Annotated in this window: 14 protein-coding genes and 3 pseudogenes; 1 reads left to right on the top strand and 16 read right to left on the bottom strand. The window is 52.4% G+C overall.

Features of this window, described 5'->3' with window-relative positions; translation table 11 throughout:
* Positions 1-356: 356 nt before the first annotated feature.
* Positions 357-1,139 (top strand): response regulator transcription factor, encoded by a 783-nt coding sequence (locus QQM41_RS06460; RefSeq protein WP_339078032.1) that lies wholly within the window; start codon positions 357-359, stop codon positions 1,137-1,139.
* A gap of 57 nt (positions 1,140-1,196) precedes the next feature.
* Here the strand turns inward: QQM41_RS06460 and glmM are convergent, their stop codons facing one another.
* The 16 genes and pseudogenes from glmM to ruvC all read right to left on the bottom strand — a co-directional run bounded on the left by glmM (position 1,197) and on the right by ruvC (position 15,092).
* Entirely contained in the window at positions 1,197-2,555 is a 1,359-nt protein-coding gene (gene glmM / locus QQM41_RS06455; RefSeq protein ID WP_339078031.1) for a phosphoglucosamine mutase, read from the bottom strand.
* A gap of 132 nt (positions 2,556-2,687) precedes the next feature.
* Positions 2,688-3,774 (bottom strand): annotated as a pseudogene (folP, locus tag QQM41_RS06450) (dihydropteroate synthase).
* A 234-nt stretch (positions 3,775-4,008) separates the two neighbouring features.
* Positions 4,009-5,154, bottom strand: a pseudogene (gene ftsH, locus QQM41_RS15710) (ATP-dependent zinc metalloprotease FtsH); the annotation flags it as partial.
* Between the two features lie 47 nt (positions 5,155-5,201).
* On the bottom strand, positions 5,202-5,591 hold the full coding sequence (locus QQM41_RS15705) for a hypothetical protein (RefSeq protein WP_408874578.1): 390 nt from the start codon (positions 5,589-5,591) through the stop codon (positions 5,202-5,204).
* Positions 5,592-5,864: 273 nt separating this feature from the next.
* Complete coding sequence (locus QQM41_RS06440) at positions 5,865-6,287, bottom strand: hypothetical protein (protein WP_339078030.1); 423 nt, start codon at positions 6,285-6,287, stop codon at positions 5,865-5,867.
* Positions 6,288-6,411: 124 nt separating this feature from the next.
* On the bottom strand, positions 6,412-7,095 hold the full coding sequence (locus QQM41_RS06435; protein ID WP_339078029.1) for a tRNA lysidine(34) synthetase: 684 nt from the start codon (positions 7,093-7,095) through the stop codon (positions 6,412-6,414).
* A gap of 24 nt (positions 7,096-7,119) precedes the next feature.
* A complete protein-coding gene (locus tag QQM41_RS06430; protein WP_339078028.1) occupies positions 7,120-7,857 on the bottom strand; it encodes a hypothetical protein in 738 nt (245 codons plus the stop codon).
* Between the two features lie 141 nt (positions 7,858-7,998).
* Complete coding sequence (gene pal / locus QQM41_RS06425) at positions 7,999-8,451, bottom strand: peptidoglycan-associated lipoprotein Pal (RefSeq protein ID WP_339078027.1); 453 nt, start codon at positions 8,449-8,451, stop codon at positions 7,999-8,001.
* A gap of 350 nt (positions 8,452-8,801) precedes the next feature.
* Positions 8,802-10,162, bottom strand: a pseudogene (tolB, locus tag QQM41_RS06420) (Tol-Pal system beta propeller repeat protein TolB).
* A gap of 23 nt (positions 10,163-10,185) precedes the next feature.
* Positions 10,186-11,193 carry a hypothetical protein gene (locus QQM41_RS06415; protein ID WP_003623346.1) on the bottom strand — a complete coding sequence of 336 codons (1,008 nt, stop codon included), beginning with the start codon at positions 11,191-11,193 and terminating at the stop codon, positions 10,186-10,188.
* Between the two features lie 30 nt (positions 11,194-11,223).
* Positions 11,224-11,655: a protein TolR gene (tolR, locus tag QQM41_RS06410; RefSeq protein WP_006115643.1), complete on the bottom strand. Its 432-nt coding sequence runs from the start codon at positions 11,653-11,655 to the stop codon at positions 11,224-11,226.
* Between the two features lie 3 nt (positions 11,656-11,658).
* Positions 11,659-12,399 carry a protein TolQ gene (tolQ, locus tag QQM41_RS06405; RefSeq protein ID WP_019089100.1) on the bottom strand — a complete coding sequence of 247 codons (741 nt, stop codon included), beginning with the start codon at positions 12,397-12,399 and terminating at the stop codon, positions 11,659-11,661.
* 98 nt (positions 12,400-12,497) lie between these two features.
* A complete protein-coding gene (gene ybgC / locus QQM41_RS06400) occupies positions 12,498-12,911 on the bottom strand; it encodes a tol-pal system-associated acyl-CoA thioesterase (RefSeq protein ID WP_003623343.1) in 414 nt (137 codons plus the stop codon).
* Positions 12,908-13,984, bottom strand: a complete 1,077-nt coding sequence (gene ruvB, locus QQM41_RS06395) for a Holliday junction branch migration DNA helicase RuvB (RefSeq protein ID WP_014457605.1) — start codon at positions 13,982-13,984, stop codon at positions 12,908-12,910. The genes ybgC and ruvB overlap by 4 nt, the downstream gene beginning before the upstream one ends.
* A complete protein-coding gene (gene ruvA, locus QQM41_RS06390) occupies positions 13,981-14,589 on the bottom strand; it encodes a Holliday junction branch migration protein RuvA (protein WP_050818859.1) in 609 nt (202 codons plus the stop codon). Before ruvA ends, ruvB begins: the two co-directional genes overlap by 4 nt.
* Positions 14,586-15,092 carry a crossover junction endodeoxyribonuclease RuvC gene (ruvC, locus tag QQM41_RS06385; RefSeq protein WP_050818861.1) on the bottom strand — a complete coding sequence of 169 codons (507 nt, stop codon included), beginning with the start codon at positions 15,090-15,092 and terminating at the stop codon, positions 14,586-14,588. Before ruvC ends, ruvA begins: the two co-directional genes overlap by 4 nt.
* Positions 15,093-15,097: the final 5 nt, after the last annotated feature.

Here is a 15,097-nt window from a genome sequence, read left to right as displayed (position 1 = left end):
ACCCAGCGCTTTGCCCTCAATCACAAAAGAAGAGGTTTGTGTTGTATCTATTCCGAGTTCACAAAGAAGTGTATTCATCACAAACCAAACAAACTTTCTCTAGATTTCATTGTTAATGAAGAATTTTTCCAAAAAATTAACAATAAAACCTAACGTTTTTTATCAATTTCTTAATCTTCACTTAATTATTATATATCTATAGGTATGCACTTACTGCATAATTGGTTTGCGCAAAAAAGAAGCTCTCAACGAAATAATGTTTGTTTCTTTTTGAAACACGTATAGGTTTAGTAATAACAACAAAATGCAACCACAGGCTGCATTTCTGATTCTCTGAACCATAATGAGGTTCCACCATGCGTATTTTACTTTTAGAAAATAATTTTACCTCTAGTCAGGCAATATTTTCGGCATTAACAAAAACCTCTTTTTCAGTGGACATGGTTCAGTGTGATCAGGAAGTTGTAGAGCTACTCAGAAATTATGATTATGGCCTTGCCATTCTTCATCTACAACACCCCGATATTTATGGTTATGACATCCTTACCACATTACGATCTTTAAAACTCACAACACCTGTTATTATCATCTCACCAGTCAACACTTCTGAAGTGAAAACCAAAGCTTTTGCTGCAGGCGCTGACGATTATTTAATAGACCCTTTTGATTCGACTGAACTTATAGCCCGCATACAAGCCATTTTACGGCGTGCTCATGGCTATGCTCATCCTATTGCACAAATTGGCGATCTTACAGTTAACCTTAACAGCCATACTGTAACGGTTAACAATCAGCCCATTCATCTTACCGGAAAAGAATTCGCCATTCTTGAACTGCTTGTCTTGCGCAAAGGCATTGCCCAAACCAAGGAAACCTTCCTTAACCATCTTTATGGAGGGCGAGATGAACCAGATATAAAAATTATAGATGTTTTTATCTGTAAACTTCGCAAAAAACTTCAGGCAGCAGGGGTAGGAAATCTGATTTCCACTGTATGGGGAAGAGGCTATATTCTGAATGATCCTCAAATTTCCAAAGCCTGCGCATCCTTGCCTGTTATGAGCAAACCCCACAAACAATCACAATCAATATCTAGCCTACATGAATCCCATCAGCATGTTGCTGGAAGCAGTGCCTAAATTATGAAATCAAATCTAGAGAAAAGAATTTAAAAACCCCTTTCTCTAGATTGTATTTTAGGCAGGAACACGCGCCTGCTCAAGCACATCACACATCTGGTCAACAACCTCATCAACCAGCTGCGCATCTTCCGCTTCTGCCATAACGCGCACCAAAGGTTCCGTACCACTTTTACGCAACACCAAACGCCCTCGGCCAGCAAGCTTACGCTCTACATCAGCCTGACGGGTTTTTACTTCGTCCATATCAAGTGGACAGGCCCCCTTGTATCGAACGTTTTTTAACTTTTGGGGAAATGGCTGAAATAGCCGGCAAACTTCACTCGCTGGACGACCATCCTGAACAAGTACGGCCAGTATCTGCAAAGCAGCAATCAGCCCATCACCTGTCGTTGCAAAATCTGTCAGCACCATGTGCCCAGATTGTTCACCACCAATATTGGCCTGCCGTTCCAACATGCGCTCGACAACGTAGCGATCACCCACTGCCGTGCGTTCCAGACTCAGCCCCTGATTTTCCAGAAACCGTTCCAGCCCCATATTGGACATAACGGTTGCGACAACGGCATTGCCAACCATGCGACCTTCTCGCGCCCAAGACTGGGCGATAAGAGCAAGAATCTGATCACCATCAATCAGACGCCCGGTTTCATCTGCAATCAGAACGCGGTCAGCGTCACCATCCAGAGCAATACCCAAATCGGCCTGATGTTTTACAACTGCGGCACAGAGAGCTTCAGGGTGAGTTGATCCGCATTTTTCATTAATGTTTACGCCATTAGGTTCACACCCTATGCGGATGACTTCTGCCCCCAACTCCCACAATGCGGTTGGCGCAACCCGATAGGCAGAACCATTGGCACAATCAATCACAATCTTCATGCCATCCAGCCGCAATTTGCGCGGGAATGATGCTTTGGCACTTTCTATATACCGACCAGCAGCATCATTTAGCCGAGATGCACGGCCAATATGTTCTGGCGTTGCCAGATATGCGGTAAGGTCTTTTTCCATCAGGGCTTCAATTTCCGTTTCATCCTGATCAGAAAGTTTAAAGCCGTCTGGGCCAAACAGCTTGATGCCATTATCCCCAAAAGGATTGTGAGAAGCGGAAATCATGACGCCCAGATCTGCTCTGAGAGAACGCGTCAGCATGGCAATTGCAGGCGTTGGCAACGGACCTACCAGCGTGACATCCATACCTGCTGAAAGAAAGCCCGCAACCATGGCGCTTTCGATCATATACCCAGAAAGCCGCGTATCCTTTCCTAACAGAACGCTATGCCGATGATCTCCCCGCTTGAAATGCAACCCGGCGGCCTGCCCCAATTTTTGGGCCACTTCCACTGTCATCGGTGCAACATTAGCGGTGCCACGAATACCGTCTGTTCCGAAAAAACGCTTCATTCTGCTCATTCCATTCTGTCCGCTTCAGACAGAAAAAGCCCATCCTGCACAAAGAACGGAACTGCCTTCTTGCGGTTTTCTTCTATTTTCTAAAACGGTTTCAGGCTGGAAGAAACCTTGTTCAGCCGGAAACTTACTTTTTTAATTCTGAAAGATTGCCCGCCATACGTTTACAGCCTGCATCATGCCTTTAACATCATGAACCCGCAAAATTACTCCCCCCAAAGCCATAGCAGGGAAAGAAGCTGCCTGCGTTCCAGCATCACGCAAATGCGGTGTGGTTTCCCCCGTAAGATTCCCAATCATCCGTTTGCGGGAAACACCAAATACAACCCGGCATCCCAAGTTGGCCAACAGCAGAATATGCCGCAACAGCTCCTTATTCTGCTCGAAGTTTTTTGCAAAACCAAATCCCGGATCTATCATAATCCGATGTCGTGCAATGCCTCCTTTTACGGCAATCTCAATCCGTTGGGCAAGTTCACGCACCACGTCTATACTCACATCTTCATACACAGCATGCTGCGCCATAGTTTGTGGTGTCCCGCGCATATGCATTAACACAACGCCACAATCTTGTGCGGCCAGAAGCGGCAAAGCTGCCTCGTCATGCGCCAGAGCTGTCACGTCATTGATAATATGTGCTCCAGCCGCCAAAGCTTGCTGCATGACATAGCTATTTCGCGTATCTACAGAAATAGCCACATTGGGCAGTTCTGCCTTTAGGGCAGCAAGAACCGGACCAATGCGCTTCCATTCTTCTTCCGGCGTTACTGTAGCTGAACCGGGGCGCGTGCTTTCCCCGCCTATATCCAGAACGGTTGCGTCTGCGCACCATTTCGTGTGCCTTTAAAACAGCCTGATCAATACTCGCCAGTTCGCCGCCATCACTAAAACTATCGGGCGTGATATTCAGGATACCCATGATCTGGGCATCTGTAGGCAAACCCACTGGCGGTACAGAACGCGTTATCCGCTCAAGCTCTGGAGCCCAGTCCTGCGGCAGTTTCTGCACAGGCATTAAACCCACGGTTTGATAACCTTCTATCAAACGCACAAACGTAAATGCCACCGGACCGCCACATAAAGGTAAAGCGTCACCCTGTTTAATCGCTTCTTGCGCTATGTTGCCATACACAAGGCCCAAGGGTTCAATCAGCCGCGCACACGTCATTTCATCAGCCCTTCTCAAACGAAAAGAGGCGGCATTTCTGCCGCCTCTTTTCACTCTACATCTTGATCTAAAAGTTAGCTTGGCTGGGGCACTGGGCTGGTCCGCCGTTTTCATTTTCCGGTTTATCCGAACCCTGAACATCCGGCCCGCCAACCTGAGGCACAGAAGAAACCGGTTAACCGGGCCACTTTCTTCTTCTTCCTTACGTTCGATCGGCTGACCACGCATGATCTGGCGGATTTCTTCACCACTCAGAGTTTCATATTCCAACAGAGCTTCTGCCAGACGGCGCAGTTCATCAATGTGATCATGCAGATAGTTCCGAGCCTGCACATAGGCTTCATCTACAAGCCGGCGTACTTCTTCATCAATCTCACGGGCGGTTTCTTCCGAGAAATTGCGAGAAGCCCCGGCAAAAAAACCACCGTTCTGATCATCATCTGCATAGGCAATCATGCCCAGTCGCTCATGCCCCATTCGGTCACCATGCTGCGGGCCCACACGGGTTGCCATTTTAATGTCACCCATTGCGCCATTGCAGACGTTGTCCTTACCGTAGATAACCTCTTCCGCAACACGGCCACCCATAGCCACCACAAGATGCGCAAATGCGTTTTTCTTGCTCATGGACAGGCGATCATCTTCTGGCAGGCGCATCACCATGCCCAATGCACGGCCACGCGGAACGATGGTTGCCTTATGAATAGGTTCACTTTCGGGAACCAGAACAGCTGTAATGGCGTGCCCTGCTTCATGATAAGCTGTGCGCCGCTTTTCATCATCGCTCATAATAAGAGAGCGACGCTCAACACCCATCAGCACCTTGTCTTTTGCGTCTTCAAACTCACGCATAGAAACAGTGCGGCGCCCCAGACGTGCGGCAGACAGCGCAGCTTCGTTGACCAGATTAGCAAGATCAGCCCCGGAGAAACCCGGCGTGCCGCGGGCAATAATGCGTGGGTCTACATCAGATGCCAGCGGCACCTTACGCATATGCACGCGCAGAATTTTTTCACGACCAGACACATCAGGATTTGGCACCACAACCTGGCGATCAAAACGGCCGGGACGCAGCAAAGCCGGATCCAGCACATCTGGGCGGTTGGTGGCAGCAATCAGGATCACGCCTTCATTGCTTTCAAAGCCGTCCATCTCAACCAGCATCTGGTTCAATGTCTGCTCGCGCTCGTCATTGCCGCCGCCCATGCCAGCGCCACGGTGGCGACCAACAGCGTCAATTTCGTCAATGAAGATAATGCATGGTGCGGCTTTTTTGCCCTGTTCGAACATGTCGCGCACACGGGATGCACCAACACCTACGAACATTTCAACAAAGTCGGAACCAGAGATGGTGAAGAACGGCACATTGGCTTCACCCGCAATGGCGCGAGCCAGCAAAGTTTTACCGGTGCCCGGAGGACCAACAAGCAACACACCTTTGGGGATTTTACCGCCCAAACGCGTGAACTTCTGCGGGTCCTTCAGAAATCCACGATTTCTTGCAGTTCACCTTTGGCTTCATCAATCCCAGCCACATCATCAAATGTGACGCGACCGTGCTTTTCAGTCAGCATCTTGGCGCGGGATTTACCAAAGCCCATGGCCCGACCACCAGCGCCCTGCATCTGCCGCATCATAAACAGCCATGCGGCCACCAGCAGAATAATGGGCAAGGAATTCAGGAAGTAACGCAGCAGCGGGCTGCCTTCCTGCTCCAATGGCTTGGCCACAACTTCCACCCCTTTACCCACCATGCGGGTAACAAGGGAAGGATCAAGCGGGGCATAGGTTTCAAATGCCGTGCCATCAGTCAGCGTGCCGGAAATATTGTGATTTTGCATCACAACAGACCGAACATGCCCTGTATCCACATCAGCAATGAAGTCCGAATATGCCAGCTGTGTGTGCCGCGTGCTGCGTGCTCCCCGGCTGGAACATGTTCACAAGCAACAGCAGCAGCAGGATAATGCTGACCCACAGCGCCAGATTGCGGCCTAAATTGTTCATCTTGCCCGTATATCCATACCTAGTGCGAGAATGCCGGAATAATCTTTATCTGACCGGCTGCCGCAGAAAAAAGCAACCTCTCCCTTTATTAAATGGGAGGCCGCCTGCGTATTCCTAGTCTGCGAGGCGCACATATTTTAAGAATCTTGTGCAACTACACCATACACACTGCTGCTGGTTACCGAAACTGCTGGCCGGAAAATGAATGCTGCGGCATATAAATCTGGTTCATCATCCGCTACCCAATTCAGATGCGGCACAGATACCCGCTTACCTTTACGCCACAGTGCAGGCAGCACAGCACAAAAACGGGCCTGTAGCCCATTGCGGATTTTGCGCTCCAACCCATACCCTGCCCCGGCAACCATCAATCCTTCTTTTTGAACTGATGCAGGCAGACGCAACACAAACCGGTTATCCCATACCGTGCCATTTTCTGCCTGCACAGCAGGCGCCATTGCGGCTTCCTCCCGCAAAAGCACCCATTGCTGTTCATGCCAAAGCAGCCGGACTCCAGCCAATGTGACTTCTGCGCCCATCTTCTCAAGCGCGCGCGCCATGAGTGGATATCAGCTCCGCCAATACTGCGCACAAGAGCTGAAAGCACATCAACCTCAGGCAATTCAGCCCCAAGATTTGCCCATCCCTCAGGATACATTACAAGTGTTGGGCAAAGCTGCGCGCTCATGTTCCTTTTGCATTCTCACCTGACCCAGTTGCATGCCAAGTTGCCAGAAATGCGCGCGTGATCGTTTTTTTGCAGCATATAGCGTAACGCACCCGCTCCGCACGCTGATCCTGATTGGAAGGGTCATCCACCCATTCAATACGGGCTTCACGCAGCGTGTTCCGTAGTGCTTGCCTAGAAAATCCAAGTAATGGGCGAATAAGCCGTATATCTGGCCGCACGGTTATCCAGCCCATGCCTGCCAGCCCTTCCGGCCCACTTCCGGCATTCTGGCGCATCCAGACCGTCCGCCAAATCATCTGCCTGATGGCCAGCAAAAGATCTGTGCTCCATGCTATCTGGCAATATCGGGCATGCTGGCTATCGGAGCTGGCGGTCTGGAAAAAGTAAAGAATACGTGCCGAAATAAGCAAGCGTGCAACTGTTTGATGGGCTTCCTGCCCAGATTCCGGGCGCAGCCCATGATCCACGACCAAAGCCAACAGATTTTTCCGCCAGAAAGATGCCAGCCACGCAAGGCACAGGCTGTCTCCTCCACCAGAAACAGCCATAGCAACAGGAGGATAGTCAGATTGATCTGGGAAAAACGGCCCTAACTGCGCCATGCATTGTGCAAAACAGGCCGGAAAAACGGGCTGATCGGAAAAAACATCACGCCCAAAAAATACAGGAGCAGACACTCTTCCCGATACCAACACCAATCGTTATTCGCAGCTGCCCCGTTTGGCATACACTTCTGCAGCGTGCGCAACACGGGCGGAAGGCGTGGGGAATTCTGCTTTCAGCTTGGAAAGTGCTTCACACGATGCCTTTTTGTCCCCCAATGCCAGCAGGGAAGCAGAAACACCCAAAAGTGCATCTGGCGCACGTCCGCTTTTAGGAGCCTGACGGTAGGCATCGTAATAAGCAACGGCTGACTGACGATACTGCTTTTGCCCTGCCAAGGACTGCGCCAGCAAAAACTGTGCATCTACCTTAAAAGCGCCTTTGGCGTTTTTAAGTGCTGATTCGGCATCAGACTGTGCCTCTGCATAATCTTTCTTCTGCAAAGCCACCTTGCCACTGGCAAGTAACCCATCTGGTGTTGTGGGTTTTGCGTCTTCTTTGGGCGTTGTGTCTGTTGAGGCCGCAGCTGTAGAAGCACCTGCCGCACCAGCATTTGCCTGCGCCGCAAACTGGTTATCTGCTATCTGCTTGGAAAGAGCTGCCGTTTTTTGCTGCAGTTCATTGGTGAGTTGATCAATCTCACCGCGCATATCACGCTGCTGCTGCTCCAATGTGCTCACACGGTCCAGCAACTGGGCAATCAGATCATTTGTGCCTGAATTTGCATTATCCCGCGCCCATGCAACTGGCACGCACACACTGCTTATTGCGGTTGCCATTGCCAACGCCACAAGCCCTGTGCGGACATGCCGCGATGCTTTGAAGCAGACTTTCATCAGGTTCTAACCCTTCCACAACATATAGGCAGCAACATCATACCACTTTTACTGAAAGACAAGTGCTTACAATACAAAACAGGCCGGGCTTTAACACCCGGCCTGTTTCTGCTCTGTCAACTTTCAGAAAAATCTGAAATCTTATTTAACAGAGGTAATGGCGTTACGGTTCTGAGCCCATGCATCTTCATCATCACCCAGAGCGGTCGGACGATCCTTACCGTAGGAGATGGTGGAAATGCGGGAAGAAGCTACGCCCTTAGCAACCAGGTAATCACGTGCGGCATTGGCACGACGCTGACCCAGAGCAATGTTGTATTCTTCGGTGCCGCGGTCATCGCAGTTACCTGCAACTTCAACGTTAACCTGCGGGTATTTTGCCAGCCAGTCAGCCTGCTTCTGCAGGGTTTCCTTGGCATCATCGCGCAGGCCGCTTTTGTTCAGGTCATAAAAAACGCGGTCACCCACGTTTGCAACCAGATCAGCTTCACTGCCGGGAACGGGGCCGCTGATAGTGGGCTGCGTGGAAGCAGCACCATTGGAGGCACCAGTGTTTGCGTTATCGTGGGCGCAGGCTGACAGCAGGGCAACCATACCAAGCGCGGCAAACTACTTTTAGTCTCATGTGTCGGATCCTGAGAATTAGTTCCTTGCGAAACTATTCGGAGAAAAGAGTTCTAACCTTGTATCCCCGCGTCTTCTTCTGCTCCTCTCCGAACCCTTCGAAGAGCCGACGAATTTTGGAGACCAACTTGCCCTAAGCCATAGCTTATTCTGCGGGTCAAGTTGCATCTCTGTATCTCATACCTGCCATACACTGAGTGAGACGAAAAAGACACAGTTCTGCTTATTGCCTGTATCCGCCTTTATTGCGGCCAAATTATGGACAAAAAACCCCGCATCACATTTTTGTGATGCGGGGTTTTCTTTCCGAACAGCCGATTTTAGCCGTTTAGAGGAGACCATGCTGGGTCTGACGCTGCTTCTGGCGTTGGCAGCACGCGGTCATTAAAGCCCGTAATATCCACCATTCCGATAGTAGAGTTAAAGCCTGCACCACCGGCCCCGGCACGGCTCTGGCGGCAATATGCCAATACGCGGCCATTGGGGCAGAAACTTGGGCTTTCTACCGTAAAGCCCTGCGTCATGATTCGCTCACCCGTGCCGTCCGGCGCCATAACGCCAAGCGAGAACATACCGCCAGCAATACGGGTAAAAGCAATCAGATCCCCACGAGGAGACCACACTGGAGACCCATACGTACCTGACCGTAAGAAATACGGCGCGCACCACCGCCAGAAGCCGGCATGATGTAAATCTGCGGGCTGCCACCACGATCCGAGTTGAAGACAATCTGTGAGCCATCCGGGCTAAAGCACGGGCTGGTATCAATGGCACCAGAAGACGTGATCTGACGGCGAGAACCAGATGCCAGATCCACAATATACAGATCCGACCCACCATTGCGAGTAACTGACAGCACAACAGAACGGCCATCTGGTGAGAAGCGTGGTGCGAAGGAAATCCCTTCAAACTCACCCAGAATCTGCTGGCGGCCGCTAGTCAGATCAAACAGATAAACCCGCGGGCGATTGTTGGCGTAAGACATGAAGGCAATCTGATCCTTCACCGGGCTAAAGCGCGGTGTCAGGGTCAGCCACTTACCTGTTGTCAGCATACGGGCATTTGCACCGTCCTGATCCATCACAGCCAGACGTGTGCGCTGATGGCCACGCGGGCCAGAACGAGAGATAAAGGCAATACGGGTATCAAAATACCCCTTTTCACCCAGCATCCGCTCGTAAATCACATCGCCCACAATATGGGCAATACGCCGCCAATTTGCTGCTGATGTTGTGTAGGCCGTGCCCTGAATCTGCTGATGGCTCAGCACATCCCACAGGCGCATTTCCACCCGCACAGAGATCCGCCGCCAGAAACGGAACCTGTTACCTGCGCATGCGCCCATGCTTTTAGCTGTTGCAAAATCTGGCGTGCCAGATGTTGTGCTGCCGGGCATAACCTTGAACAGGCCTGTATTATTCAGGTCATTCGTCAACACTTCGGCAATTTTTTCGCCCAAGCCACCACCAAAATTGGGGATGATGATGGGGATAGGCGCCGTGCGGGCCTGATCAACCGTAATTTCAGCTTCTGAGGCACTGGCAGCCGCAAATGCACCAACAGGCATGGCCATAATACCACCAGCAGCCACACTGGCCCCCAGCAGGCTACGCCGACGCAGCGCGCCAGCCAGCACATCGGCTTCCTGATCGGAAATAAGGGGACGGGTACTCATCACCATGTGTTTTCCTCCCTAAGGCCTGCTTAAGGCCTGAATACAAACTTCAGTTGCCGTGGCTGCCCCAGCAGTTCCTTGGGGATTGGCAGCTTGGCACATGTTGGACTTAGAACAGCAGCCCGTGCTCTTTCAGCCAGCGCACGATACGAAGAATCCGCATTCATGCGGGCCTGTGTTTCTGGCGCAAACTGCACAATGCGGGCTTCACCGGTTCCATCTACCGTAACCACCAAATGCGCCACAAAGCTGGCATAATCCTTGGCGGCAGTATCTTCTGTGTAGCAGCGCCTTACCGCAGCCCCGATAGCTTTTTGCTGGCCTGCGCTCAGGCTGCCCGTAATGTTACTGCCCACAGGTGAACCACCACCCTTAGGTGCGCCACCAGCAACCGGATTGGCACGTGCCTTGGGCGCATGCGTCTGCTTCTGATCCGCCCGGAACGTATCCAACGTTTCCAGCAGGGAATGAGACTCTGCCTGGCTTTTCTTCGCCTTGTTTGGCTGCGTGATATGAGACGGAACCGCCGCATCCGGCAGCGTATCCGTGGGCTGCGTAATGGGTGAAGGCGGGGCAACACTGTTCGTCGGCTGCACCGGAGATGGTGGAGACGGCGGTGTTTTCACAACTTCAGGAGATGGCTCTTCCGCCTTGGGGGGCAGAGGCACATCTGGCAGCTTTTCAGATTCCGGCACAGGTGGCGGCGGAACAGGCTGTGGCGGCGGAGGTGGCGGCGGGGCCTCCTCATTCGGCACATCCTTCGGAGGCTCTGGCGTAGGCGGAGCTTCCTTTTCTTCCGGTGCTGGGGGCTTGGGTTCAGCCGCAGCTTTTTCTGCCTTGGCGGCAGGGCCACCTTCTTGTGCGTCCGACTGCTCGAACTGCATTTCAATCGTAGGCTGTGGGGGCTCTTCCGGCGGCTTGGGCGGCGGAAGAGTGATCAGCAGTGCCAGCAGAAGCGCGACATGCGCGCCCCCTGACAGATAAAGCGATCGCCGGAGTATAATCTGATCAGACCGGCGTGGCCTTGCCATGGGCATTGTTCGTACCTCTCCACCCTATCGGATGGCTTAATGCCCACTGCTGGCAGGTTGCTGCGCCAGCAGAGCCACATGCGTAAAGCCGCCTTCCGTAATCTGCCCCATAACCTGCATGACCTGCCCATAATCAATATGGGCATCCCCGCGTACAAAAATACGGTGGGAAGGATCATTGTTGGAAGCAGCCTTCAGTTGGGCCACAAGCTGATCTGCTGTAACGGGGTTATCCCCCAGATACAGCGTACCATCAGACTTGATGGAAACGGTAATGGGCTTGCTGTCTGAATTAACCGGGCGCGCATCTGTTTTGGGCAGATCAACATTTACGCCGCTGGTCATCATTGGAGATGTCACCATAAAGATGATCAGCAGCACCAACATCACGTCCACCATGGGAGTGACGTTAATTTCGGCCATCGGACGCCTGCGGCGGCGTCCGCTTCCTCCCGACGGCATTGCCATATCTCAGGTCCTCTCTTCGGACTGGCGAGAAAGAATGGCAGCAAACTCGGTGCCAAAACCTTCCAGACGATCCTGGAAAAGGTCCATGCTGTTGCTGATGACGTTATACGCCACATAAGCTGGAATAGCCGTTAGCAGGCCAATAGCCGTTGCAAACAGAGCTTCGGAAATACCGGGGGCTACAACGCTAAGGTTTGTATTGTGTTCAGCCGCAATGGAACTAAAGGAATGCATGATCCCCCAGACCGTGCCAAACAGGCCAACAAACGGTGCAACAGGTGCAACGGTGGCCAGAAAGATTACCCAGCGGCGCAGGCGGTCCATTTCACGCGTGATGGTAATGCCAATGGCGCGGTCAACACGTTCCTTAACGCCGCCACGCACCAGATCCACACCGGGAATACGGGCTGAACGCCGCCATTCCCCCATGGCTGCACCAAATACGGCAGACATTGGGTTAGTAGGCTTGGCGCCATCGCTTTCGTACAGATCATCAAGGCTGCCACCAGACCAGAAGCGATCTTCAAACCCTGTGGCTTCACGATTGATGCGACGCAACGTGACAAACTTGTCCAGAATAATTGCCCATACCATTACGCTGCAAACCAGCAGCCCCAGCATGACAATTTTAACAACAAGCGAGGCGTGCATGAACAACGCCCATACTGACAAATCCCCCGCCGCACTTACGCCGAGATTTGCCGCATCAACCGCACGATCCAATAATGCCTCCTGCCTCTGCACCCCTTACGGGCGATCTGTCTCCGACTCGGTCGAGACACATGCTTTGCCCGACACTTCTGCTTCTTACTTGGTTACTCAAAAAAGCAGAAGAGGCGCTTTCATCCCTTTGGTGCCAATTTCTGCAACAAATCACGCCATAACGGCGGAAATCGGGCAGGACGCCCATCTGATACTTTCACGCAGGCCAGACCAACCTCAACCTGAGCGCATATATCATCACCACGCGTGCATAGCTGATCCAATCGGCAGCTGGCTGCCCTCAGGTCAATCAAGCGGGTGGTAACTGTTACAATATCATCCAGTTTCAGGGGCATTTTGTAGGCAAGGCGGGCATCACGCACCACAAAAACGAGCCCATATTCTTCCTGCAAACTTGATGCCGGCATACCCAAGCTCCGAATCGCCTCGGTACGCGCACGTTCTGCAAAGGCAAGATACCGCGCGTGATACACAATGCCGCCTGCATCTGTATCTTCGTAATAGATTCTAAAATCTATGGAGTGGGTGGTCATTCTTCCCCCTCATCCTCGCCTGCAAGGAAATCCATCTGCTGGTTGCCCCCGGTAGCAGAAGCCGGAGGGGTAAGCCCCAGATGCCGCCAGCCGCGTTCACCAAGAACACGACCGCGTGTGGTACGCAAAACCAGACCTTCCTGAATTAGGTAAGGTTCAATCACATCTTCCAATGTATCGCGCGATTCGGCCAAAGCTGCCGCCAGCGTTTCCACACCAACCGGGCCACCGTGATGATATTCGGCAATTCGGCGCAGATAACGCCTATCCATGGCATCCAGCCCAAGCGCATCAACCTCTAGCCGCTTGAGGGCAGCATCCGCCACTTCTGCTTCTACCGGCACCCCGGCAGGCACGGTTACAGATGCAAAATCCCGCACACGGCGCAACAGTCGCCCGGCAATACGGGGTGTGCCGCGTGAACGGCGGGCAATTTCCATTGCACCACCGAGAGTCAGAGCAAAATCCAGCTTTTCCGCCCCACGCGCCACAATCTTGCATAGCTCTTCTGGCGTATAAAAAACCAGCCGCAGCGGAATGCCAAACCTGTCCCGCAATGGTGTGGCCAAAAGCCCTGCCCGCGTGGTGGCGGCCACAAGCGTAAACGGCGGCAGATCTATACGGACAGACCTTGCTGCTGGGCCTTCACCAATAATCAGATCAAGCTGGAAATCTTCCATCGCAGGATAGAGAATTTCCTCAATGGCTGGCTGGAGACGATGAATCTCATCAATAAACAGCACGTCGCGGGGCTGTAGATTGGTAAGAATAGCAGCTAGGTCACCCGCACGCTGGATAACGGGGCCAGACGTAGCCCGAAAACCCACCCCCAATTCACGCGCAACAATCTGGGCCAAAGTGGTTTTACCCAACCCCGGAGGCCCATGCAGCAGAACATGATCTAAGGCATCACCACGCTGTTTAGCGGCCTTGATGAAGATGGAAAGGTTTTCCCGGCTAGCCTTCTGGCCTGTAAAATCATGCAGTGTTTGCGGGCGAAGCGTGGATTCACCAACATCCTCCTCCCGCCGTGCCGCATCAATTTCCCGATCAGGCGTAAACTCTGCACTCATCGGGCAAGGTCTTTCAGGCTGTCACGAATCACCAGATCCAGCGTGGCAGCCGCCCCGTGCGCGTCCATGACTTTCCGCACCACGGGTGCCGCTTCTGCCCGGCGAAAGCCCAAGCCAGCCAGCGCCATAAGGGCATCTGCCTCTATACTACCTGCAGGGGTTGCCATGGCCGGAATGGTAATTCCGCCACCACCACCGGGCATTTTGCCAGCTTTATCGCGCAGCTCTGTCAGAATCCGTTCTGCCAGCCTACCGCCCACACCCGGCGCACGCGTAAGGCTGGCTTTATCTGATGTCATCAGCGCGGCCACCAATTCTCCGGGTGACAAGGTGGAAAGGATACCAAGCGCAACCTTTGCCCCTACCCCCTGCACGCTTGTTAACAGCCGGAACCATTCACGCTCTGCACTTTCCATAAACCCGTACAGAAGAATGGCATCTTCACGCACAACGGTTTCTATCAGAATCCGTGCTTTTTCTGGTGGGTTCGGCAACGCGGCCAAAGTACGTGTAGAGGCAGCAACAAGATAGCCCACACCGTTTACGTCTATAACGCAGCTTCCCAGATCAACCTGAATGACCAATCCGCATAAAAACGCAATCATGCCATTCTTACCCCGGCTGCAATATGGCGTGCACTGGCACGATGATGCGCATGGCAAATAGCAACAGCCAGCGCATCCGAAGCATCTGCACGGATAATTTCTGCTCCGGGCAAAAGCCGCCGCACCATCATTTCCACCTGTTTTTTATCTGCTGATCCGGTGCCAACAACCGATTTTTTAACAGAAAGCGCGCCGTATTCTGCTACGCTTACCCCAGCCAATGCCGGCACCAACAACGCCACGCCACGCGCATAACCCAGCTTAAGGGTGGCCGAACCGTTACGGTTTACGTAAGTTTCTTCAACAGCTGCTTCTTGCGGTTCCAACCTGTCTATCAGCATCAGCAGGTTGTCATGCAGCACCTTTAATCGGTCTGGCACGCTATCAGCGCTATTGGTTGCAATAACGCCATTTTCAACATGCCGGAGCCGATTGCCCTCGACATCAATCACGCCCCACCCTGTAAATCGCAGGCCGGGATCAATGCCGAGCAGACGTACCATTATGA

This window comes from Acetobacter sp. AC2005 (genome assembly GCF_037901235.1).
GTDB classification, from domain to species: Bacteria; Pseudomonadota; Alphaproteobacteria; order Acetobacterales; family Acetobacteraceae; genus Acetobacter; species Acetobacter oryzoeni.
This window is presented reverse-complemented; position numbering and strand designations above follow the sequence as displayed.